The sequence below is a fragment of the Allofrancisella inopinata genome, assembly GCF_012222965.1.
GTDB lineage: Bacteria > Pseudomonadota > Gammaproteobacteria > Francisellales > Francisellaceae > Francisella > Francisella inopinata.
Window position 1 is genome coordinate 1,244,631 of record NZ_CP038241.1, and the last position, 24,223, is coordinate 1,268,853.

Sequence of the window (24,223 nt, forward strand, 5' to 3'; positions counted from 1 at the left end):
AAATCTAAAAGAAAGTTTATTTTGTGCTGTATAATAATTATATTTAACAGATAAATTTAAATTAGACACTTTGGAGAATATATTTTCAGTGTCAGTTGAATGTATACCAGTATCAGGAGAAAATAAAAAACATCAAAATGTACAATTACAACTTTATGATTTGAGGTTTTTTATCCATGTAGCCTGGTTAAACTTATGATGGAACCAAAAAATGAAAAAAACTTTTACATGTCTTGCCCTTGGCTGTGAAAAGAAAGAGTACGCGACTAATCAGGCTTTAAAGCGTCATATCATAAGTCAACATCCTGAAGAAGCTGCAAAACGAGGTCTAACAAAAAAAAATTTTTCATGTCCTCAATGTGGTAAAGAGCTAACACAAAAAACTTATTTAAAAAATCATATCACAAGTCAACATCCTGAAGAAGCTGCAAAACAAGGTTTAACAAAAAAAAAATTTATATGTCCTGTCCCTTACTGTAAAAGTAAAGATAACTCATTCGCAGATAATAATTCTTTAAAGCGTCATATCACAAATTTTCACCCTGAAGAAGCTGCAAAACGAGGTTTAACAAAAAAAAATTTTTCATGTCCTCACTGTAGTAAAGAGATATCCCAAAAAGCTTATTTAAAAAATCATATCGCGAGGATGCATCCTGAAAAAGCTGAAGAATCGAATTTAAATATCCAAAAAAAAGTTATTAATAAAATATTACAACAACCATATTACTTTCCTCCAGTTTCAAGTAAATATATGGATGGTAGTTCAGATTCTTTTGTTAATCAAAATATTAAAAGTAATATAGACCCTTCTAACTATTCTGCTATTAAATGTCTTCGGGTTAAAGAAAATAATATTAAGCTTACTAATAATCTACCACCAAATAAGAAAAGATATATTTTTGTATTGTTAGGTAGAGTTACTGATGGCTTTTTCCCTCAATTAAATGACGATAACATTTCAGTTTTATTAGTAATTACTAAAGACGAAAAAGAAAAAATTAGGAATGTTTGCGATGAAGCGTTTTTATATTGTGATGGAGAGAGTATTAGAGAAAGAAGATTAGCTGTTTGGAATTTCGCTTACAAAAATGAGCTTCAACATTTCATAATGTTAGATGATAATATAAATTCTGTAATGGTTAATAAATCAAAAGAGGTAAATTCATGGGAAAGTTTATATGGGTTCTTATATAAACAATGTGATAAGCAATTTGTTGTAGGAATGAACAATATTTATGGTAAATCCTTAATGTATCCGTCTAAACTATTATTCTTTAAAACAAAATCTATATTTGATTATATAACTCAAGAATATAATTCTAATATAGAAATACTACTTCCTAGAGATGAAGATAAAGACTTGCCTTTAGAAGATTATTATACACATTTTGCTTTAATGCTAATTTATCAACAAATGTACCAAAATAAAGATAATTTTCTAGATTATAGATTGATACTTAATAAGAAAGATGCTGGTTACAAAAGAGAAAATAAAACTATAAAAAATTCTGTAATTAAGAGTCTCAACTATAAAAGGGCATTAAGCTGGAAAGATAAAGTAATTAATAAGTCAGGACCATTTTCAAAAGCTGATTTACTTAATAATAACATTATAATACTAATGAAAAAAACTATAGAAGAGGCACTGAGTAACCACGATTATTATACAAACTTAGATTTTATTTTAGCAAAATTTAATAAACTAAATAATATAAGTAACCAATTAAATACGTCATCTCCTCAGCAAAACAGTAATAAATTGCAATTAATAAAACAAAAAATGAGGGATTACCAGAAAGAAGCAATAAGCGCTGTGGATCAAAGTACAAATCGTATAGACATACTTAAATTACCAACAGGAGCAGGTAAAACTATTATAGAATTCTTTTTAGCTATCAAAGAATATTCTAAAAATAAAGATGTTTTTGTAATAACTTCCTCTGTTGCATTAACAAGCCAAATTTTTGATAATTTCCATGCATATTGTAATGATTTTGGAATAAAAACTAACCTTTTAAAGATAATGAGCGAGGATAATGCCATATCTGAGACATTTTTAAATGATAATTTTTTTGAAGAAAAACATGCTCAAAATAAACAATTGATATATATTTTCTGCTATGAGTCATTTCTAATTTTTTGTAAAAGGAATAAAAATAAAGAATACGTTGTAAATACGTTAAGAATTTTTGACGAATGTGATGTAATGTTTAATCCCAAGAAACCAACTGAACATAATAATTTATTATTAGATCATAAAACCAAATCTATACTGCTATCAGCTACACCATATAAATATGAAGGAATGAGTAAATACACTTACGAAGCAAAAATCAAAGATCTTATTAACAAGCATAGAGTAGTATCTAACATCAAAATTAATGAATTTAAAACATCAAGTAAAGACTTAACAGACAATCAACTGTATGAAAAAATGATACTAGAAACCATTAATGATCAAAATAATTTAACAAAAAAAGGGATAATTTATACGAAAAATGTTAGTGCTTCTATAGAGATATTACGTTTTTTACAAGAAAAGAAAGTAGACCAAAATAGAAATATTATAATGATTAATAATGCTGTTGAAGATTTAGATAAAAAATTAGCACAGATTAAAGATACAAAGGAAGAAAAAAATGCCAATACTCTAATTATAGCAGTTAAAATGTTAACTAGAGGATATGACAATAACCAGATAGGTTTTATAATCTTTGCCAGAAAGTTACCAAAAAAAGAAAGAAATGCTGTTCAAATGGTAGGTAGATTATCTAGGCTTAATAGTAGTATAGAAACTAAAGAAGTATATTTACATACTCTCGATAAAAATTCAAAAGTTAGTAGATATTGGGGAGACAAATATGTATCGCAGATTAAACAGTCAAAAATGAGGTTCAAAATAAATGATCAAAAAAATATCCTAGGAAAAAGAAAATTCCAAGAAAGTCCCATTGAGAGCCTTTCCACTTAACTGTGTAAATTCAGTTACATGAATCTCTGGATTCTATCCTCAAACTCAATAGCGAAATAAGGCATAGCCTCATTCCAATATCTGACAGGCATAGACCATTTTTTAGTCAAATAATCTATAGCCAAGTACAAAGATTTGAAAACAGAGTCATCCTTAGGAAACAGCTTTTTATTTTTAATAACTTTCCTAAACTGACTATTAAGCGATTCTATCGCATTAGTAGTATAAATAACTTTACGAATTTTTGGTGGGTATTGCAAGAATACGGTTAAATTATCCCAGTTATTTGTCCATGATTTTGAAATTAAAGGATATTTAGCGTCATACTTATTTGCAAAGTTATCAAGTTCAGATTGAGCTATTTCAATGGTATCAGCATCATATATTTTCTTTAACTCTCTAGCTACCTCTTTTTTGTCTTTATATGGCACATACTTAAGACTATTACGAATTTGATGAACCATACAAAGCTGATGCTTTGTCTCAGGGTATATAGCTTGTATAGCATCAGACATACCTTTTAAATTATCAGTACATGCTATAAATATATCCTGTAAGCCTCTATTCTTTAATTCAGTAAATACTCCTAGCCAATATTTAGCACCTTCATTTTGACTGATCCAAAGACCTAATACATCCTTATGACCAGTTAACGATATGCCAAGAGCCACATACACAGCTTTATTAATAATATGCTTGTCTTCTCTAACTTTAACGACTATACAGTCAAAAAACACTATTGGATAAACTGACTCTAAAGGTCTATTTTGCCATGCTTTAACATCATCAATAATAGCTTCTGTAACATCACTTATAAAGCTTGTACTTATCTTTGTATCATATAACTCAAATAACTGTTGTTGGATATCTGTAGTACTCATACCTTTAGCATACAAAGATATTATTTTTTGGTCTAATCCATTTATCTTTGTTACTCTTTTGGGAACTATTTGAGGCTCAAAGTTACTATCTCTATCTCTAGGAATTGATATATCTATATTACCAGTATCCGTAGATAAACTTTTATTACTATAGCCATTTCTAGCATTTGAAGAGTTACTGCGTTGATGCTTTGAGTAGCCAAGATGACTATTCATTTCTGTATCTAGTGCTTTTTCTAATAATCGTTTTGTTAGTTGCTTTAGCAAACCATCTTTCTCAAACATTTGATTAACATCAACACCTGAATCTATTATTTGATCTGCAATAACTGAGTAAATATCTTCTGACTTCTTATTCTTAGACATCGTTTCTATCCTTAATATTTTGCTAGATATAATCTAGCAGGTTAATTAAGAATTTACACATTTATTTGGAAAGTCCCCCCATTGAATATAACACATTACATCTAAAACGCCATCAACCTTCAGATACTTTTAATGCTAGTAATTCACAAACTATTCATAGGCACAATCCACTTCAAGTTTCATTTAATAATTATCATTCTCACTTTAATACAAATAGTAGACTTTTCGTAGGGTTACGAAACGTTGGAAATACTTGTTACATAAACTCATCTTTACAACTATTAGATCATATAAATGAACCTCCTAACAATATTTTCGAGTTTCCATCTTTTGCTTCAAGAGATAGGTTAGATCTTTTAGTATCAGATTTTTGGCAACCTGACGGCCAATTGTTAAATAAAAATTATTCACAACAGGATGCTTGTGATTTTTTAAATTCAATTATGAGAAGCTCTAAGTATAGAAATATTTGTCTAGAGTATTTTAATATAAAGTTTACTATAACAAAGAAACTTGATTGTACAAAACATAAAGATATAGAAGAAAATAGAATAACAGATGATGAAGTTTATATCTATGACCTAGACTTTGTTAAAAATAACTTGAAATCCACTCAAATATTACAATTATTAGCGTTCCAACAAAGCCTACAAACAAGCCCTGATCAGCTGATTTGTTCTAGCTGCCTGACTGGCAAGTATGGACAAAAATATACTTATACACTAGCAGAAGAAGGCGACTGCAAGTCTCCAGGAAAACACTCTACTAGAATTATTAACTCCCCTAATTTTTTTATTATAAGATTGAAAAGGTTTAAGTGGAATAGTAATAAAACTTACTCAAAAGATACAAGCGATGTTGAAGTAGATATGAATTTATCTATTAACGGAAAACCATATAAATTATTAGCCTATATCGTTCATGAAGGAAGCGATCTTACAGAAGGACATTACTATTTAGTTTCACTTAAAAACTACCCTAGCTTTTATAAGATTAGTGATGAACAAGTAGACATCTTAAACGAGAGTCAAGAAATAAGACTAAGAAAACAAGCGTATATTATACTATATAAAAAAATGGATACTTGAAATGAATCTTGGCAAAAATCTTCTATTAATTGTGTTAAAATCTTCTCAAAATGCTCATTTACTACATGTAAACTGTGCTTTTTCACTACGCTTAGAATCAGTTATTTATCAAAAAGTCTTTCACCTTATCAAAATTAGAGTATATAAAAAGTTTTCCTTGACTTGTACTATTATCGCGTTTAAAAAAACGTTTTACATTAAGGAATAAAAAACATGAAAAAATTATTATTAATATTCATGCTACTATTTGCAGGTTTCGCAATAGGAGCTGGAAATAAAACAAGTTCAGAGATAGCTTATATAACTACATCATGCCCAGCTCATGATTTAGACTGTTTAAAAAGTATAAGAAATGATATTCCAAACATTAATTTTGGAATGTTATTCCTAAATGGGAACAATAAAGACTCACAAGGTAAAACGATTTGTTCTTTTAAGAACCTTGATGGTAATGTTGGAGGGACTGGTAATGAAAATCCTATAGAAAGGGATATATGGATTGACGGTAAGCATAAAACAACCGTTGATATTTTAAAAGAATACCAAAGAGAAGGAAATATTATAGGTCTTGTATTTGGAGGTCAGACTGGCGGTAGAGTTGTTGATCCAATAGACCCTAATGTTTGTACTGCTTCAGAATTTACTAACCTTATTAATGACACTATAGAATATTTAAATAACAATGGGGTGCATATTCAACGAATAGCCTTGGATATAGAAAGTGAAAAGTTTAGAAAAGGTGAATATACTACTGATCACTCACCTTACGTAAAAGATTGTAAGTTTTAAAAAGATATTTAGAATACTGGACATAGGAAAAAATTCTGTTTTTTAAGAAATGGACAAGGATTTACTAGATATATACACAGACTATCTTATAAGCCAAACTAAGTATGCTACAGCCACAAAATTATCAGATATATTAGATCAAGAAGTATCACATGACAAAATAACAAGGTTTTTAAACAAGTCAGATTTAACAAGCTTAGAATTTTGGAAATATATAAAGCCTTTAGTTAGAAAACATAACAGCGAATACGATGTTCTTTGTTTGGATGATACAATTAGTGAAAAGCCAAGCACAGATGAAAATGATATAGTCTGTTGGCATCACTCTCATGCTAAAAGTGTTCATGTAAAGGGTATTAATATAGTCTCATGTATGCTTAGTACATCAAACTTATCTATTCCTATAGACTATGAGATAGTGAAAAAGGATGAGCGATATTATGATGAAAAAGATAAGCGGTATAAAAGAAGATCTAAAGTTACTAAAAACCAAATGTTTCAAAACATGATAAATCGAGCAGTTATTAATCATGTTAAGTTTAAATATATTTTGGCAGATAGCTGGTTTTGCTCTAAAGATAATATGAATTTCATACATCATAGATTATCGAAGAAATTTATACTTGGTATGAAGTCAAATAGAGTTGTTGCCTTGAGTGATTATGCTAGAAAGAGTAAGGATTTTATTAAGCTCTCTGAACTTGATATTGCTGATGGAGAATCTTTAAAGATATGGCTTAAAGATATGAATTTCCCTGTGCTTTTAACAAAAAAGATTTTCATAAACGAGAACGGTACAAAAGGAATTTTATATCTTGTAACAAATGATTTAGAAATAGATTCTAATCAGTTATACCATGACTATCAAAAAAGATGGCAAATAGAGGTTTATCATAAATCAATTAAGCAAAATACTTCTTTATCAGCCTCACCAACTAAAGTTGAGAAAACTCAAAGAAATCATATTTTTTGCTCATTAGTAGCTTTTTGTAAACTAGAAATGCTTAAGATAAAAACTTCACTAAACCACTTCGCTCTGAAATATAAGCTATTAGTTAGATCTAACGCTATTGCTCTTAAGGAGTTATATGAAATTAGAAATTCATAACTAAAATGCGTAAGGTGAGTGATCATTATAAAGGGATAGCTCTTGCCTTACAAAAAGTAAAATCAATATACGGAATAGAAACGTCTATTATATTGCCTCAATACGTCAGAGGTGGATATTGGGCAAAAGGTTTTAATCAAGGTTTAAAGCTCTTTATTGATAATAACCAGGATATTATAGATGATGTTACGTTTATGTTAGGACAAGGAATTACGGCCTCAAAAAAAGATCCTTCTGAACCTACCAAGCAGATGAACAATATCTACGAACAATTTAATTATCTAGATAAAAATAAAATAACTGCGTTGTTTAACTATAAAAGAACATTAGAGGAAGGTTTTGCTATAGAAGAAGCAACTGGTGAGAGTAAAGCAGCTGACACAGATAGATTAATAGAAGTAACTAATATTTTAAATAAAGAAGGTTATGCAGGAGTACAGTTCTGGGGAATGACAAACTCTAAAACAGCAAAAATTGATCCTGGTTTCTATGATTTATATAAAACAGTAAATAAAGTGTATGTATAGCTAATTCTTCTTCACTTAAAAAAAGGGCTTAACAAATCAGCCAACTAAAAACTTACTCGAAAGGTTAAAACTATATCGTGAATCTCACACTTAAATGGAAAAGCTCAACTATTTTATAAAATAAATCACTAAACCTAATACAATCAGCATAATAGCAAATATTTTTTGTAAAATTTTATCATTTAGTTTTTTCTTAAACTTAGTTGCCAAAAGCATACCAGTAACGCTACCAGCTATAAATAGTATTGCTACGTACCAGTTCATACTATCTAAATCATAGTGCGAAATAAACCCTGATATTGAAACTACAAAAATAACAAGTAACGATGTATTAATAGCTCTCTTAATTGGCATACCTGTTATAAACATCAAAGCTGGAACAATTAAAAATCCTCCCCCAACTCCAAAAAATCCTGTTAAAATCCCAACAATAGCTCCACTTAAAAGTAATGCCATAATACACTTAATACCTATACTCTTACATATAGAGTATGTATCAGAGATAATTTTTGATTTTACTAAGCTCCAAATACCTATAACTACCATAAGTATAGAGAAACTAAGCATTAGAGTTTGATCAGTTAAGACTTGAGAAAGGTAACTACCCACAGGTGCAAACATTACACCTGTAACTATCATGATGAATGCCGCTAAATAATTTAAGTCATGATTTTTTAAATTTATAACCAGCCCGAAAACAGCTGTAAACCCAACAACTAATAATGATATGGTTACAGCGCTATGAAAATCTAACCCCACACCGTAAGCCAAAAGAGGCACTGCTAGTATAGAACCTCCTCCACCTGTTAAACCAAGAGCTATGCCACAAATAAGCCCAAAGATTATTAATGAAATCATTTATTTCACCAACCCACATTTTAAATTAGCTGGAACAGCAACATCCATATATTTAGGGTTTGGTAGATTTAAATTTGCCATAAGCTCTGCATACTCTTGTGCTGATTTAACTTGTAACCTCGGATTAAACCTCTTCTCCTCACCAATAGTACTAGATGTAAAGCCATTATAATCATGCCCAGGATAAACTATAGTTTCATCTGGAAGCTTGAAAAGTTTGTTCTTTATGCTATCGTATTGAGCAAAAGAGTCTCCTTGTTGAAAATCTGTTCTACCAGTACCTCTTACAAATAGAGTGTCACCTGTAAAAAGTTTATCTCCAAGAATAAAACTATAAGAGTCATCTGTGTGACCTGGAGTGTATATAGCTTTTAGCTTCATACCATCAAAGTCTACAGTTTCACCCTCTCTTATCTTCACAGAAACACACTCTGCCTTTGTATGTGCACCCATTACTGATTTGCAAGCTGTTGATTCTCTTAGTAAACCAAGTGCTGTAATATGATCAGCATGTACATGTGTATCAATTGCGGCAACTAGTTTAAGATCTAATTCATCAAAAAGTTTATGATACTTACTTAACTGCGTATCAACTGGATCTATTATAATAGCTTCTCTACCTTCTCCTGATGCAATAAGGTAAGTATACGTAAAAGTATCTATATCAAATAATTGTCTAAAAATCATACCTTCTCTCCTATTTAACTTTCTTATTGTACGGTAGCAGCTGTAAAATATTTGCTAAAGCACAAGTACCAGACAAACCTGCAAACAAAAGGCCAGCCCCAAAAAAACCGCTTAAAATTGCAAAATATTGTGACACTGTAAACGATAGTACAACTCCTAATAGCACCATAAAACCAACCACTATTTGCACTTGACGCATAATTGGGAAAGGCTCTTTTACATTTTTTTGAGTTGGTTGCTTATGTTGTTTCCATGAGTTTATACCACCATCTAAAAGGTAAACTTTCTTTGCTTTAAGTCCAGAAACTTTATCTGCTGCTTGGTTAGTTCTGTTGCCAGACTGGCAATGGAATACTACGACTTCATCAGACTTAATGTCAGCATCATAAATATCATCAATCATAATGTTTTCAGCACAATCAATACATTCTCTTTTATGCTCATGAGGTGTTCGAATATCTATTAGTTTGACCTTTTCTTTTTTTTGTAAATCCAAAAATTCTCTTACTGATATTTTTTCTACTTTATGCATCTTTTTCTCCTTTTAGTTTTTTCTAATTTAGGTAACTCTAATATTTGTATTAAATTTTTTTACTTCTCTTCACAGTAAACTGAATGCAAAGCTTCTAATATTCTTGCTACACTTTTGTCTTTTATACTATAAAAACAAACTTGTGCTTCTTTTCTTACTTTAACTAAGCCTTTTTTTCTAAGTACTGATAAATGTTGTGAAAAAGCTGATTGACTTAAATCAGAATATTTAGCTAATTCACCTACAGACATCTCACCTTTTGTAAGTAAGCATAAAATAAGTAACCTTGATTTATGAGAAATTGCTTTGAGCATATCAGCAGCTTTACTAGCATTTTTTTGCATTTGTACTAAATCCATTTCAAGCTCCAATTACTAAACATGTGGTTATATTAGCAAATACTAATTTAGAAATCAACAATATAATAGCTCAATTAAGGGGCTGTTGCAAGCTGGAATTAGATGGGTGGTAACAAGGCAAAAATATTCGAAAAAGCGCAGTTTACACGTAGTAAATGAGCATTTTGAGAATATTTTAACACAGTTAGAAACATATAATTTTAGTTTGCAACAGCCCCATTATTAGTAAACTTGTCTACCATAGATATAAGTAGCATCGATCAAACGATCGTCCCCTAATGAAATAATTGAAAATAAGTGATCTTGAATGTTGTAGGTATATTCGAGTCTATAACTAAGTAAAGAATTCTTTTGAGGGTCTAAAACAATAAAATCAGCTTCTTTATTCTTTTCTAAGCTACCAATTTTGTCATCTAAGCCAAGAGCTTTTGCACTACCTAGTGTGCTACAAAATAGAAGTACTAACGTCTCAAGTTTATATGAATTAAATAAAGCAGCCTTATAAGCATCATCCATTACTCGAAGTAAGCTTAAAGTGTTACCCGCAGCCCAATCAGTAGCTAGTGTAAGTTTAATATTTTTTTTAATTGCTGTTTTATAGTCAAAATGACCATTTCCAAGATAATTATTACTTGTTGGACAATTAGCTATTATCGCTCCTTGCTTCTGAATTCTATCCCACTCACTACCTGATAAATGTAGACAATGGCCTAAAATTGTTTTATCTGTTATTAATGAATACTTTTCATAAACATTTAGATAGTCACTAGCATCTGGATACGTAGCTAAAGTATCTTTTATTTCATTTAAGTTTTCACTTAGATGCGTTTGTATGTAGATGTCTTTGTATGTTTGTAAAAACTCTTTACAAAGATTGAGGGTCTCACCAGTACAACTTAAAGCAAACCTTGGTGTCAAAGCATAGCTTAAGCGTCTTTTATTATGCCACTTTTCACAAAGCTTTTCTGAAATTTTCATACTTGTCTTAGGATCTGTAATCAAATCTTTATTACCATTAGTCATAATAGTGTTACCAAGTATAACTCTCATGTTATAACTATACGCTAACTCAAATGCTATATCAGTACCATCGTAAGCACATGGAGCATAACCGCAAACAGTAGTTGTCCCATGTTTAAACAACTCTTTAAACAGCATATCAGATTCTTTATAAGCCAATGAGTTACTATTAAAACTAGCCTCGCTTGGAAAAATATAATTATCTAGCCATTCTAGCAATTTCTCACCATAAGCTCCTACAGCTTTCGTCTGTGTTGTATGCATATGAGTGTCAATAAAACCTGGCATTATTATTTTGCCTGAATAATCTACCAATTTATCACTTTCAGAAGTATGTAGTTGAACTTTATAAAAATCATCGACTTCAGTTATTATGCCATTTTCAACTACAATTGCCCCATCTCTTAAAAATAAAAAAACATTAGCGTTTACAAATAAACTATCAACCTTATAGCTTAATATTGATTGGAGAGTCGTATTTTTATTGAAAGTGAAAATACTAGCACGATATATTGTTTTCATAGTTATTATCCTCTTTTGACGTGTTCAAGCCTGACAGAATGACATACTACTTTTTAGTATTTTAGCTATGGATGACAATACACCCTATCTCAAAAGAGTAAAATTAACTATTATTTTTCAGTAAATTTAGAATATTTCTTTAAATTCTTCGGCATAGTAAACTGTTTTGCCATGTAACTTCTTTAATTTACCAGACAAATCAAGAACCATAAATACATCTGCTGGAACATCATATTCACATTGTATGTTGTATTCTGTAGCAGGTTTAAAACCAAATCGCGGGTAATAGTTTGGATGTCCTAGAACAAATATAGCATCAATGTTACACTTTTTTGCTTCTTGTATAACTTGTTCAACTAGCTTTGCCCCAATTCCTAAATTTTGGTAATTTGGAGACACACACATTGGAGCTAGTCCATATATATTTATGTTCGGAACAACATCTTGTGACATTTTTGAAAGGATTATCTGTCCGATAATCTGGTTATCCAATTCTGCAACTAAAGATATCAAACTTTGGTGGTCTGTGTGTAATAATCTAACTAGTTTTTCCTCATCACCACTTTCAAAACAGTTAGAAATAAGCTTATATATAAGCTCTTGATCTGCAAGTTGCTCATGCCTAATTTTTATATTCATACAAAACTTAGCCCCTTATAACTAAATCTCTAGTTGAACGTATCTCGACATTTATAAATTTATCTACTACTTTCAATTTACCAAAAATAGCAAATTTAGCTCTAATACTTTTATCAAAATTTAAATATTTAGTTTGGTTTGGTGCGATAAATACTGAAAACCTAGAACCTTCATTTATCTTAAATAACAGCTTTAAGCTTTCACCTATATTTGAAGAGGTAATTCCCGCCACTCCGTATAACACAGCATATTTACCTTTTACTTTTTCCAAATCTATATCTGCTAACTCAAAAGTATTTATAGTATAAATATCTTGTTTAGAATACTCTCTAATACGTTTTTCTGCCATTTGTTGCTTTTTCTTCGGCATCAGACTTAAAGCATCTTCGTGATTTAATCTACCATCATTCTCTATTTTAGTAAGTAAATTTATGCAACGTTCAAGGTTTTTATTAACTATAAAATTAACCTTACTCATATCCTTTTTTGAATCACTAGCTATAAGCTCTTTGATTTTATTGTCATCAATGGGCTTACTTATTCTAGGACATAGCTCATCATGGCGATTATCTTCTGTAATAAATTCAAAATATGATTCTTGATTAGCTTTACGTACTAATTTAACTTTAGCAACACCACAATCAGGACAATAAATATTATCAAAATGTAATTTACTGTTATATTCACTTGCTTTTATAAAGCCTTTTTTATATCTGGCTACTTTCACTATTTTTCCTTTAATATATTAGTCATCCTGAACTTGTTTCAGGATCTCAATAAGTCCAATATTTATATTGAATTCAGCATGACTTTTTTATTATAAATTATTTATATTATTCAATCTTTATTTATTTCAAACCCTTTCAAAAAGTATATCTGATATGGGATGTTCTAGGCTTTGTCCTCTTTTTTCAAACTTTGTCAAAGGACGCCAGTCTGGTCTAGGAGCAAAACCAGAATATAAGTTTTTGTACTGACCGTGGTTTTCTAGCAACCCTAAAACATCTTCAGCATAAGGTAACCAATCACTAGCAAAATGCAACACTCCACCTTTATCTAATTTTCTAGCGAAAAGGTTAAGGTTAGATTGATTGACTAACCTACGTTTATTATGCTTTTTCTTATGCCATGGATCAGGAAAATATATCTGAATTGCTTTTAAAGAATTATCTTCAATCATATCTTGTAATACCACTAAAGCATCGTAGCTTATAACTTGTAAATTTGAAATACCTTTATGTTCTATCTCATATAAAATATTACCCACACCTGCCTTATGGACTTCAATTCCAAGGTAATTTTTATCTGGATTTTCTAATGCCATTTGTACAAGAGAAGTCCCCATACCAAAACCTATTTCCAAAATCACTGGATGATGGTTATTAAAAATATTAGCAAAGTTTAACTTTTGTTCTTTTCTATATTCTATCAAGTATTTTTCAGAATATATTTCTAATGCTAACTGCTGTTTTTTTGTGACTCTCCCCGCTCTTTGAACATAGCTTTTTATTTGACGCAAATTTTCTTTATGTTTATCAAACATTTTTCTAGATTTATAACAATTTTGTTAATACTATTCTATATTAAGTAAATTAAAAATAAGAGTCTAACAATGCTAATATTCTTAACTATTATAGCTTTACAAATAAGTTGCCTTATTCTACCAGGTCCAGATTTTTTTGTAACTATTAGCAACTCTATCAAATTTGGGCAAAAATATGGTATTTATACTGCCTTGGGAGTAGCTTCTGGAATATTCCTAAATACTTTCTTTGTATACTGGTTTGGCTCATTTTTACTCTACAAAGAACCTATTTTATTTAAATTTATCATACTTGTTGGTGTAGCGTATCTCGCTTATTTAGCTTTTAATCTCTATAAAAACGTTTTTACAAAAAGTCCACAAAACTCCAATGCTGAGCAATACATAAAAAACTTATATCAACTTGAAAAGCGTCCAGCTTTCAAGTTCTTTTTAAATGGAGCTTTTACCAATCTTGCTAATGCTAAAGTGGTTGTATTTTTCAGCTCTATGCTAAGCTTAGTTGATGAGCTAACAAGCTTTGAAAAAATAGCTGTCTGGTTATGTATAACTTTAACTACCGCGCTTTGGTTTTGTACAGTAGCTATATTTTTTGGCAATAGTAAATTAAGAGAAACGTTTTTCAGAGCCATAAAAAAAATAGAACTTGTTTCTGCTATTTTTATTACAACTTTTATAATAATAATTTTAGTAGAACTTTTTTAGCTTATGAAGACAAATAAATTCCATCTGCTTTTATCAGGATTTTTTTACTCTTAAATAAGCTACCTATAGCTTTTTTAAATGATGATTTACTAATACCAAATTCTTTTTTTATAAGAGCAGGGTCTAACTTATCATGAAATGCTACAAAACCGCCTTTAGAAACTAAATAGTCGTATATTTTTTGAGCATTTTTAGCAAGGTCTTTATATACTAATTGTTGCAAATTTAAATCTATTCGACCATCTTTCCGGATAGATTTAATATAGCCCTTCGTAGACTGTCCAAAGCTTAACCTTTGAAATACCTCATTTTTGTATAGTATACCCCAATGAGTATTATTTATGATTGCTTTATAACCGATATCAGTTGAGTTCCCTATAATCAGGTTAACCTCTTGATTAAGCTTAAAATCACCATCATCAAAATCTGATATAAATTTGTTTATCTTAGAAGAAGCTATAAGCTTACCATTTACTTTATCACGGTAGATATATACTAAATATGATTTCCCAACCTCAAAAGGTCTATGTTGCTCAGCTAAAGGTACAAGCAAATCTTTTTCTAAACCCCAATCTAGAAACGCTCCTATATTAATAATTGATTTGACTGGTAAAAAAGCAATTTCACCAACAACAGCTACTTTTTTTGTAGTAGCCATAAGCTCAGACTTAGAATTTTCGTATAAAAGTACATTTATAGTATCTCCTACACTCAAATCATTTTCTAACTCTTTTTTAAGTAAAGTTGCAACGCCTAATTCTACAGCATCAAGATGTAATATATACTCATGAACATCTATAACTCTTAAATTATGATAGTTTCCTAAAGTAATCAAATTAATTTCTCAGTAAAAATTCTTATGCTTTAATTATAACACTGGTTAAACTGTTGATATAGATAAATAGAGTTCCGTATCTTATAGACAAGATATTGAGTTTGCAATTAGAGCTAAAAACATTTAGTTTACAATTAAATACTGTATGTCTATTATTCATATAAAAATGTTTTCTCAAAATCTAAAAAAGGTAGGTAGATGTGAAAAGAATCATAACAATTTTAATCTTAGTATTTTGTATACAAATAGTATTAGCTAATAATGCTAAAATTGCAGCAATACAACTTACCGCAAAACAACAATCATTTGAAGAGCTAAAGCAAAGTATAACTAACTATGCAACCAAAGCTAAAAAGCAAGGAGCTAATATTATAGTTTTCCCCGAAGACGATATGCTAAATCTTATTTACAACGAGCCTTGGAGCAAAGATAGTTTGGTCAAACTATCAAAGTTTTATGTCCAAATTAAAGATTTTGTCTCAGACCTATCTAGAAAGCTAGATGTATATATCGTAGCTGGATCTACTGTTAAGCAAAAAGATCAAAAACTTTACAATACAGCTTTGGTTGGTTTGCCTAGTGGTTACGTCATAGAACAAGATAAAATATACCTAACGCCGAGTGAGCGAAAAGTTGGTTATACTGGTAGTGGTAACGATATATTAGTACTAAATACAAAATTTGGACGAGTCGCTATTTTAATTTGTTACACTAGCGAATTTGCTAATATTTCTTTAGCTCTGAGTCAAATTGAACCAGACATTATAATTGTGCCATCATATACAGATGATATTTATGGTTTAAACCGTATTCAAACAGCTATAAAAATGTTATCCATACAAAACTACTCTTACGGCGTAGCTGTTGGCATGGTTTCTAACCTTGATAAAAACAATCTAGAAAATGCTGATGGTGTTGCTCAAATACTATTTACGAGCCCTCAGCAAAAAGAATTTCCCACGGGAGAAATCGCTAAAGGTAAGTTTAATTATGAGCAGATGCTTATTGAAGATTTTGATATTAGTAAGCTACATTTAGCTAGAGAAAACTATACAGCATATCCAAACAAAGATGCTAAAGATATGCAGAAAAACCTTTCTATAAAAAGTTTTAATTTCAGATAACTAAAAAAGCTTAGACTCACTTAAGTCTAAGCTTTTACATCTAAAACAACACCTTACCCCAACCGAGTTTTTCACGTAAAGTATCATAATAATTATAGTTTTCTGTATGAAGCACTGAAACCTTTTTACTAGCTTTTCTAATAGTAACCTTTTGCTCAGACTTTAAAATAATATCATGACGCCCATCTATACTTAGTACAGGTTCAGGATCATTATAATCAGTTATATAAATATCTATAATACTATCATCTGAAATTACTAGTGGTCTGCTATTTAATGAATGTGAACATACTGGTACTAAAACCATACTGTTTTGATTAGGATTAAGTATTGGTCCACCTGCTGACATTGCATGGGCTGTAGAACCTGTTGGTGTAGCTACTATTAACCCATCCCCTCTTTGGTCAAAAGCATAGCCACCATCAATAAAAACTTTCAACCCAAACATTCGACCTCTACTAGCTGTTATAGCTATTTCGTTTAAGGCTATTGAAGCTTCTAATGGAGCCTCAACATTATCGACTCGACACTTTAACATAGCCATCTTAGAAAGTGTACTTTTGCCTTTTAAAATATCTATTAGATCACCTTGTAAACCTCTACTATCAGACGTAATAGTTGTTAAAAACCCAAGCTTCCCCTTGTTAACGCCTATAACTGGTATATTGCTATATAATGCCAAGACTCTAGATACTTGTAGAAAATTTCCATCCCCACCTATTATTATGGCAACATCACAGTTTAAAGCTATATCTTTCAGGCACATTTTTGGGGTGTCTTTTAGAGCTAGGTTATGACTAGATTCACGCTCGATTATCACATCTAAACCCAAATCATTTAGTTGAGAGCATAATCCCTGTATCGTTTCACCAACCTCTTTTTTATGATGCTTTCCAATAATAGCTATTTTTTTATATACAAATGACATCTTTAAGTATCTTTAAAAACTACTATTAAGATTATAACAAAAAGGGCTTTTATCAACTAAACTTTTATGGATTTTTAGAAAGATACAAGCTAAAGTATTAGCTACAAATATAAATCAAGTACTTATAATGGATAAGAAAAATTTACTAACTAGTATAATAATACCTGTCAAAGATGAGTCAGAAGGTTTAGAGCAACTTTTTTCAAGGCTTATACCTATAGCTGAGCAATTACCAACCAAATATGAATTAATATTTGTCAATGATGGTAGTACAGATAGCACACTAGAGCTACTTTTAGAGAAACAAAAAAATCATAACGAGGTAAAAGTCATAGACTTATCACGTAACTTTGGCAAAGAATCAGCCCTTTATGCAGGTTTTGCGAACTGTAGCGGAGATGCTGCTATCTCTATAGACGCTGACCTACAAGACCCACCTGAATTAATATTAGAAATGGTAGACTATTGGTTAAAAGGCTATGAAGTTGTTACAGCTGTCAGAGAAAATCGAGATACAGATACTGCTGCAAAAAAAGGTTCTGCGGGGCTTTTTTATAAGTTAATGAATAGAATAAGTGAAACTAAACTAACGCCAAATGCTGGTGATTATCGATTATTAAACAGAGCAGCTATTAATGCTTTCTTAGAGCTTAAAGAAAAAGTACGTTTTAATAAAGGTTTACTTAGTTGGATAGGCTTTCATGAAAAGCTTGTCTACCATACTAGGGAAGGACGTGCTGCTGGGCAAACTAAATGGAATTATTGGAAACTATTCAAATTTTCTATAGATGGAATTACTAGCTTTAGTAAAGCACCTCTAGAAATATGGTCTTATTTAGGTGTATTTATTGCATTCATGAGCTTTATATATGGCTCTTTCATCATATTAAAATCGTTGATTTTTGGTATAAGCGTACCAGGTTATCCATCGTTAGTTACTTTTATACTATTTTTTAGTGGTCTACAAATGATTGGTATAGGCATGCTTGGAAGCTATATAGGTAGGATATTTATAGAAACAAAACAACGACCTTTATATATAGTTAGAAAAGTGTATTTTGACGATAAATCATGAAATTGAAATAATCCACTTCAAATAATTTATCTATTTAACAAAACTTAAAGTAATCAATTATGAATAAAAAGACTTTCTTTGACATAATTTTTATAATAGGGCTTACACTCTTCGCTTTTTGTCTATATGGCTTACCTGCTCTTTACTCACCAGATGAATCACGATACGCAGAGGTCGCCAGAGAAATGTACACTAACCATAACTATATAGTTCCATACATCAATGGTATAATATTTTTTCATAAACCACCATTAGTCTATTGGTTTACGGCTTTATTTGTTAGCATATTTGGCGAGAACACTTGGGCCGTAAGGCTTGGTAATCCTTTACTTGTTTGTTGTTGTTTAATATTTTCATATTTTACTATTAAAACTATTTTCCAAAACAGAAAATTAGCTATCCTCTCTATAGTAATATTTACTACTAGCTTACTAACACTTTTTTCTGGTAGATACTTAAGTATGGATCTAGCTGTTAGTGTGTTTTTAAATATGAGTATACTTTCATACATGCTGAGCTTAAAGTATGAATCGAACTATAAAAAAAGTAGTTTATGGCTATTTATGACTTTTTCATTCTCTGGTCTAGCTGTAATGTCTAAAGGCTTAATTGGTATAGTTTTTCCAATAGCTATAATTTACTTATATAATATAGTGATGCTTGATTTTAAGAGACTTTTTGACTATAGACTATATATAGGAATCCTAATTAGTATTTTAATTTCTGTTCCATGGATTTTAGCTGTAAATTCGCAATATCCTGGGTTTGCTTACTACTATATAGTTGTAGAACAAATATTAAGGTTTGCTACAAATGAACAAAACCGCGAAGTCTCAATAATTATCTGTCTTTTTATATTTACTATTAGCTTCTTTCCTTGGTTTGGCTTATTAATAAAAATATTTAAGGACCTATTCTCAAGAAAGTTCTTTAAAAATAGAAAACTATATAAAAAAGAATATTTTCTTTTAATCTGGGGCGGATTCATATTGTTATTTTTTTTAACATCAAAATCTTTTATGCCTCTTTATTTTACAAACCTCATAATGCCTTTTTCTATATTAATAGGTATACATTTATTAAGGACCTTAAGCACTAACGTTTTAGATAGACTAGACAAATTTACCTTTCTATCTTCAATAGTACTTTTTGTTTTCCTGGCTATTACAGGTTTAATCATTATATTCTTACCACTATCACGACCTTTTCTATATCAGCAAGTAGGATATTTAGGTTTAACCAGTATAGTATGTTTAGCTATTGCATACTTAAGTTTCAAAGCATTAAAAAAACAAAATATAAAAAAACTTATAATCCTATTTTCTATTGGTAGTATAGTATTAGCAAATTTAGGGTTTGCTGCTGGCGAATATATCTCAAGAAAAAATGTAAAAGTCTTTGCAGAAAAAATAAATAGTATACAATCGTCATATAATGAAAAAATAGAAATTTATAACTTTGATTATTTCTATGAAATACCATTTTACACAAACCAAACAACTTGGACTATAGGGGATGGAGGGCAACTCGCTCCTGTCTTAAATTTTCCGCATTCTGGAGCTAACAATCATATAATTTCGACTGATGATTTCTATATAAAATGGAATTCTACAGATATATTATCCTTTACCGTAATTCGCAATAAATCCTTAGATTCATTCAAATCTAGGGTTAAAAAAGATAGATTCTTCATAATAGACCAAACCCCAAAAAATACTCTTATAGCTAATCAAAAAATAAGCTAAATAATGGGACTGCTGCAAGCCGGAATTAGATGGGTGGTAACAAGGCAAAAATATTCGAAAAAGCGCAGTTTACATGTAGTAAATGAGCATTTTGAGAATGTTTTTAACACAGTTAGAAACATATAATTTTAGTTTGCAACACTCCCATAATTTAAGGCTTCAAACGAATACCTTTATTTAACAAATACCAAGATAGATAATATAAAACAAAAGTAAAAAACACTATTGCAGAAAATGCTATATATGGATTTACCGTAGAAATACCTATAAAGCCATATCTAACAAAATCAACTATATAAAATAGTGGATTACATGCTGATAAAAAGTGCCAAAATCCTGATAAATTGTTTATATCGTAAAAAACACCACCTAAGTAAATAAGAGGAGTAAGTACAAATGTTGGGAAAATAGTAGTGTCATCAAACTTTTGTGAAAATATAGCATTTAGTAATCCGCCCAGAGAAAATAATGCTCCACAAAATATAAAACCAGCCAACACTAAAATAAAGCTATGAACGGTAGTAAAACCACCTAAAATAAAAGCCGCTATACTTACAAAAACTCCAACTAAAAATCCTCTAAATATTCCTCCAGAAATATACCCTAGTACAATTATATGATTGTTAACTGGAGAAACTAAAAGCTCCTCTATAGCTCTGCTAAAACGTATACCAAAGAATGAGCTAACCACATTGCCATAAGAGTTCTGGATCACAGCCATTATTATTAAACCAGGGGTAATGTATTGCATATAAGTAATACCATCATGCATATCACCTATACGTGCTCCTACAACTTTACCAAATATCAAAAAATATAAAACAATTGTTATCACGGACGGTAAAAGAGTTTGTGGCCAAATTCTAAAAATCCTTTTGCTCTCACGATTAAAAATTGTTACATACATTATCCAATAATCTCGAATGCTCATTTTACCCACCTACTTATTTCTTGCTACGTCTATAAATAGCTGTTCTAGTTTAGCTGATTTTGTTCTAACATCTAAAACTTCTAAATTATATTTTGTACTCAACTCAGAGAAAATATTATTTAAAATAGCCCCCCTGCTTACCTCCACCTCTAAAGTGTAATCATCTATTGGTTTAGCTGTTCCAGATTCAAGCTGTATATCATCACTACATTTAGACTTTAAATCAAAAATATACGTATGTTTATCCGCTGATTTTAGAAAGGTTTTCATATCTGTGTTTATATGTAGTTTTCCTTTATGAATCAAAGCAATATGGTTACACATAGACTCAGCCTCTTCTAAGTAATGTGTAGTTAAAATCACAGTTAAACCTTCTTTATGAAACTGCGAAATCATTTCCCAAAGGGAATTCCTAAGCTCAACATCAACACCTGCTGTCGGTTCATCTAATATCAGTAGTTTAGGCTTATGAATTAAAGCTCTAATAACCATAAGCCTTCTTTTCATCCCTCCAGATAAAAATCTCACTTGTGTATTACGTTTATCGTATAAATCTACTTTTTTTAGTAATTCTTCCGCATATGGCTTAGCTTGTTTTTTTGAAATGCCAAAAAATCCGGCTTGAGTTATTAAAATACTAATAGGTGTCTCAAAGATATTTAAGTTAATCTCTTGTGCCATAAAACCTAAGTGCTTACGAGCCTGATTAAAATTAGTATCTATGTCATAGCCAAATATTTTAATTTTTCCAGACGTTTTATTTACAAGTGAAGATATCATCCCTAAAGTAGTAGATTTACCTGCCCCATTTGGACCTAACAAAGCAAAAAAATCTCCTTTTTCGACGTTAAAGCTAATTTCATCAACTGCTTTTAATCCGCTCTTGTAAACTTTGCTCAGATTTATTATTTCAAGGGCTTTTTCTTTTGACATATAATCCAAGTCGCATTATTTGATAAATATTAAGCAAATTATACCATTTCAGTATATGTTATACATAAAATACTTAAAAATGCGGGACTTATATCAAAGTATTTTTTAGTCTAGTCAACTAATTTTGCTAAAAATAGATGTAAATATCATAACACCAACAACTATTATAAATATTGGTCTGACTAAATTTGACCCTCTTAATATAACCATTTTTGAGCCTGTCCAGCCACCAAAAAAACTTCCCAAAGCCATCATCAAACCATAAAATATATTTACATGACCAGATATTGTAAATATAACTAGTGAGAATAAATTACTTTTTAAATTAAGTACTTTAGCGTATCCTGAGGCTTGTAAAAATGTATACCCTAAAAAATAAACTATAGCGATAATCCAAAAGTTACCCGTCCCGGGGCCAAAAAAACCGTCATAAGCACTTAGTAAAAAGCCAAAAATAGTAAAAAATGCTACTTCTGACATCCTTTTTTTACCAACATTCACCCCTAAGTTTTTATTAAAAATACTAAACAAGAAAACTACAACCAAAAGCACTGGTACAATATAGCTCATAAACTCATTGTTAATAACTAGTGCCATCATGGTACCGAAACATGCTCCTATAAATCCAGCTATTAATCCCCTAATAACAGTTTTGAAGTCTATAAGCCCACTTTTATAGTATTTGAAAGTAGCCATTGCTGTACCAATGCTAGCTTGTAGCTTATTAGTGCCAAGTGTAACTGTAATAGGTAAACCAACCATACTCAAAGCAGGAATACTTATGAGTCCACCTCCACCAGCTATAGCATCTATAAAGCTTGCTAAAAAACCCATTGAAACTATAAATATACATAACAAGAAAAAGTGATCTGCTAAAAACTCTTGCATACTTACTCCTTAATATGGATAGCAAGCCAAATAGTTGGATCATCTGTATAAGTTACCCAATGCTTGCTATTTTTAGGAATAAACAGATACTCTCCTTGCTTTAACGTATACTCTTTATCTTCTAATTTAAGCTTTGCATTACCTTTTAATACTAGCACCCATTCATCATGTTGTTGAATATAAGGTGTATCTGTAGAAGTTACTTGACCATATGAAATTATCTTTTCAATTTTAATGTTTTTAGCGTTTAATAAATCGATAAACTTTTCATCTTTAGAAAAGTTAGGAATTACATCAAATAAATTATCTTCCATATTTATCTACAACTTAAAAACTTCACACGTATTTTTATATGTTTGTTGGAAAAGTTTATTAAGACTCTCTCCTCTTAAGCAAGCTAAAAATTCTGCCACGTACTTTACATACTCTGGATAATTTGGCTTACCTCTAAATGGTACTGGTGTTAAATAAGGAGCATCTGTCTCAATAAGGATTCTATCTAATGGTAGTTTTTTAGCTGTTTCTTGGATATCCTTGGCGTTTTTAAAAGTCAAAATCCCAGAAAATGAAATATACATACCCATATCTACAGCTTTTTTTGCCATATCATAATCTTCTGTAAAGCAATGTAGAATCCCTCCACACTTTTCTATACTTTCTGATTTTAGAATATCTAAAGTATCTTGCTTAGCTGCTCTTGTGTGGATAATTACTGGTTTAGCAACTTCTATCGCTGCTTGGATATGATTTACAAACTTTTCAATTTGTCTAGCTCTAGTGTCTTGATTATTGTAATAATAGTCTAAACCAGTCTCTCCCATAGCTACACATTTAGGATGGTTAGATTTAATAATTAGTTCATCTACATTTGGCTGATAAGTGTCTAATTCACTTGGATGCACTCCCACAGAAAAATACACGCTTTCAAAGTTTTCTGCTATTTGTTGGATTTCGTCTATTTCATGCCATGCTACTGCAATTGATATAATTTTCTCAACTCCAACACTTTTTGCATTTTTTATAACTTGCTCTAAATCAATGTCTTGAAGCTTTAAATAGTTAAGATGACAATGTGAATCGATAATCATTTTCTTTAAATATAAATATCATAATTTAAAATAATTATAGCAAACAAGCTATACCATCAACAAAAAAATTGAGCTAATTGG

25 protein-coding genes are annotated in these 24,223 nt (G+C 30.4%); 9 read left to right on the plus strand and 16 right to left on the minus strand.

Annotated features, from left to right (window positions below):
* Nucleotides 1-211 precede the first annotated feature (211 nt).
* Entirely contained in the window at nucleotides 212-2,971 is a 2,760-nt protein-coding gene (locus tag E4K63_RS05700) for a DEAD/DEAH box helicase (RefSeq protein ID WP_133942478.1), read from the plus strand.
* A gap of 14 nt (nucleotides 2,972-2,985) precedes the next feature.
* On the opposite strand, the gene E4K63_RS05705 is transcribed toward E4K63_RS05700, so the two are convergent.
* Entirely contained in the window at nucleotides 2,986-4,218 is a 1,233-nt protein-coding gene (locus E4K63_RS05705; RefSeq protein WP_179965676.1) for an IS256 family transposase, read from the minus strand.
* A 65-nt stretch (nucleotides 4,219-4,283) separates the two neighbouring features.
* Here E4K63_RS05705 and E4K63_RS05710 point away from each other — a divergent pair, with 65 nt between their 5' ends.
* The 4 genes from E4K63_RS05710 (at nucleotide 4,284) to E4K63_RS05725 (ending at nucleotide 7,730) form a co-directional block, all read left to right on the plus strand.
* Nucleotides 4,284-5,306: a ubiquitin carboxyl-terminal hydrolase gene (locus E4K63_RS05710; RefSeq protein WP_133942565.1), complete on the plus strand. Its 1,023-nt coding sequence runs from the start codon at nucleotides 4,284-4,286 to the stop codon at nucleotides 5,304-5,306.
* 213 nt (nucleotides 5,307-5,519) lie between these two features.
* The gene (locus E4K63_RS05715; protein WP_133942564.1) at nucleotides 5,520-6,095 is read left to right on the plus strand and encodes a hypothetical protein; all 576 of its coding nucleotides are present in this window, start codon (nucleotides 5,520-5,522) and stop codon (nucleotides 6,093-6,095) included.
* A 49-nt stretch (nucleotides 6,096-6,144) separates the two neighbouring features.
* Nucleotides 6,145-7,203: an IS701 family transposase gene (locus E4K63_RS05720; RefSeq protein WP_179965674.1), complete on the plus strand. Its 1,059-nt coding sequence runs from the start codon at nucleotides 6,145-6,147 to the stop codon at nucleotides 7,201-7,203.
* Between the two features lie 5 nt (nucleotides 7,204-7,208).
* Entirely contained in the window at nucleotides 7,209-7,730 is a 522-nt protein-coding gene (locus tag E4K63_RS05725; RefSeq protein ID WP_179965695.1) for a hypothetical protein, read from the plus strand.
* 108 nt (nucleotides 7,731-7,838) lie between these two features.
* Here the strand turns inward: E4K63_RS05725 and E4K63_RS05730 are convergent, their stop codons facing one another.
* From E4K63_RS05730 to trmB, 8 genes are all read right to left on the minus strand, one after another.
* Nucleotides 7,839-8,585 (minus strand): sulfite exporter TauE/SafE family protein, encoded by a 747-nt coding sequence (locus E4K63_RS05730; protein WP_133941131.1) that lies wholly within the window; start codon nucleotides 8,583-8,585, stop codon nucleotides 7,839-7,841.
* A gap of 3 nt (nucleotides 8,586-8,588) precedes the next feature.
* Entirely contained in the window at nucleotides 8,589-9,275 is a 687-nt protein-coding gene (locus E4K63_RS05735) for an MBL fold metallo-hydrolase (RefSeq protein WP_133940964.1), read from the minus strand.
* Between the two features lie 10 nt (nucleotides 9,276-9,285).
* Nucleotides 9,286-9,807: a rhodanese-like domain-containing protein gene (locus E4K63_RS05740; RefSeq protein ID WP_133940966.1), complete on the minus strand. Its 522-nt coding sequence runs from the start codon at nucleotides 9,805-9,807 to the stop codon at nucleotides 9,286-9,288.
* A 59-nt stretch (nucleotides 9,808-9,866) separates the two neighbouring features.
* Nucleotides 9,867-10,166 (minus strand): ArsR/SmtB family transcription factor, encoded by a 300-nt coding sequence (locus E4K63_RS05745; protein ID WP_133940968.1) that lies wholly within the window; start codon nucleotides 10,164-10,166, stop codon nucleotides 9,867-9,869.
* Nucleotides 10,167-10,388: 222 nt separating this feature from the next.
* Nucleotides 10,389-11,708, minus strand: coding sequence for a guanine deaminase (guaD, locus tag E4K63_RS05750; protein ID WP_133940970.1), 1,320 nt, complete (start codon nucleotides 11,706-11,708; stop codon nucleotides 10,389-10,391).
* Between the two features lie 126 nt (nucleotides 11,709-11,834).
* Entirely contained in the window at nucleotides 11,835-12,347 is a 513-nt protein-coding gene (locus E4K63_RS05755; RefSeq protein ID WP_133940971.1) for a GNAT family N-acetyltransferase, read from the minus strand.
* Between the two features lie 7 nt (nucleotides 12,348-12,354).
* A complete protein-coding gene (locus E4K63_RS05760) occupies nucleotides 12,355-13,074 on the minus strand; it encodes a hypothetical protein (RefSeq protein ID WP_133940973.1) in 720 nt (239 codons plus the stop codon).
* A gap of 126 nt (nucleotides 13,075-13,200) precedes the next feature.
* Nucleotides 13,201-13,890, minus strand: coding sequence for a tRNA (guanosine(46)-N7)-methyltransferase TrmB (gene trmB / locus E4K63_RS05765; RefSeq protein ID WP_133940975.1), 690 nt, complete (start codon nucleotides 13,888-13,890; stop codon nucleotides 13,201-13,203).
* A gap of 69 nt (nucleotides 13,891-13,959) precedes the next feature.
* Here trmB and E4K63_RS05770 point away from each other — a divergent pair, with 69 nt between their 5' ends.
* Nucleotides 13,960-14,595, plus strand: a complete 636-nt coding sequence (locus E4K63_RS05770; RefSeq protein ID WP_133940977.1) for a LysE family translocator — start codon at nucleotides 13,960-13,962, stop codon at nucleotides 14,593-14,595.
* A 1-nt stretch (nucleotide 14,596) separates the two neighbouring features.
* On the opposite strand, the gene E4K63_RS05775 is transcribed toward E4K63_RS05770, so the two are convergent.
* Entirely contained in the window at nucleotides 14,597-15,430 is an 834-nt protein-coding gene (locus E4K63_RS05775) for a CvfB family protein (RefSeq protein ID WP_133940978.1), read from the minus strand.
* Nucleotides 15,431-15,630: 200 nt separating this feature from the next.
* On the opposite strand from E4K63_RS05775, the gene E4K63_RS05780 reads away from it, so the two are divergent.
* Nucleotides 15,631-16,554: a nitrilase-related carbon-nitrogen hydrolase gene (locus tag E4K63_RS05780; RefSeq protein WP_243830475.1), complete on the plus strand. Its 924-nt coding sequence runs from the start codon at nucleotides 15,631-15,633 to the stop codon at nucleotides 16,552-16,554.
* 40 nt (nucleotides 16,555-16,594) lie between these two features.
* On the opposite strand, the gene E4K63_RS05785 is transcribed toward E4K63_RS05780, so the two are convergent.
* A complete protein-coding gene (locus E4K63_RS05785; RefSeq protein WP_133940980.1) occupies nucleotides 16,595-17,482 on the minus strand; it encodes an NAD(+)/NADH kinase in 888 nt (295 codons plus the stop codon).
* A gap of 127 nt (nucleotides 17,483-17,609) precedes the next feature.
* Here E4K63_RS05785 and E4K63_RS05790 point away from each other — a divergent pair, with 127 nt between their 5' ends.
* Both E4K63_RS05790 and E4K63_RS05795 read left to right on the plus strand, forming a co-directional pair.
* A complete protein-coding gene (locus E4K63_RS05790) occupies nucleotides 17,610-18,557 on the plus strand; it encodes a glycosyltransferase family 2 protein (protein ID WP_133940982.1) in 948 nt (315 codons plus the stop codon).
* Nucleotides 18,558-18,616: 59 nt separating this feature from the next.
* Nucleotides 18,617-20,302, plus strand: a complete 1,686-nt coding sequence (locus tag E4K63_RS05795; RefSeq protein WP_133940984.1) for a phospholipid carrier-dependent glycosyltransferase — start codon at nucleotides 18,617-18,619, stop codon at nucleotides 20,300-20,302.
* A 151-nt stretch (nucleotides 20,303-20,453) separates the two neighbouring features.
* Here E4K63_RS05795 and E4K63_RS05800 read toward each other — a convergent pair whose 3' ends face one another.
* The 5 genes from E4K63_RS05800 to E4K63_RS05820 form a co-directional block, all read right to left on the minus strand.
* Nucleotides 20,454-21,233 (minus strand): ABC transporter permease, encoded by a 780-nt coding sequence (locus E4K63_RS05800; protein ID WP_133940986.1) that lies wholly within the window; start codon nucleotides 21,231-21,233, stop codon nucleotides 20,454-20,456.
* A 9-nt stretch (nucleotides 21,234-21,242) separates the two neighbouring features.
* On the minus strand, nucleotides 21,243-22,166 hold the full coding sequence (locus E4K63_RS05805) for an ABC transporter ATP-binding protein (RefSeq protein ID WP_133940988.1): 924 nt from the start codon (nucleotides 22,164-22,166) through the stop codon (nucleotides 21,243-21,245).
* Nucleotides 22,167-22,280: 114 nt separating this feature from the next.
* Nucleotides 22,281-23,054: a TSUP family transporter gene (locus tag E4K63_RS05810; protein WP_133940990.1), complete on the minus strand. Its 774-nt coding sequence runs from the start codon at nucleotides 23,052-23,054 to the stop codon at nucleotides 22,281-22,283.
* 2 nt (nucleotides 23,055-23,056) lie between these two features.
* Nucleotides 23,057-23,368 carry a cupin domain-containing protein gene (locus tag E4K63_RS05815; RefSeq protein ID WP_133940992.1) on the minus strand — a complete coding sequence of 104 codons (312 nt, stop codon included), beginning with the start codon at nucleotides 23,366-23,368 and terminating at the stop codon, nucleotides 23,057-23,059.
* Nucleotides 23,369-23,374: 6 nt separating this feature from the next.
* Nucleotides 23,375-24,142, minus strand: coding sequence for a TatD family hydrolase (locus tag E4K63_RS05820; protein WP_133940994.1), 768 nt, complete (start codon nucleotides 24,140-24,142; stop codon nucleotides 23,375-23,377).
* Nucleotides 24,143-24,223: the final 81 nt, after the last annotated feature.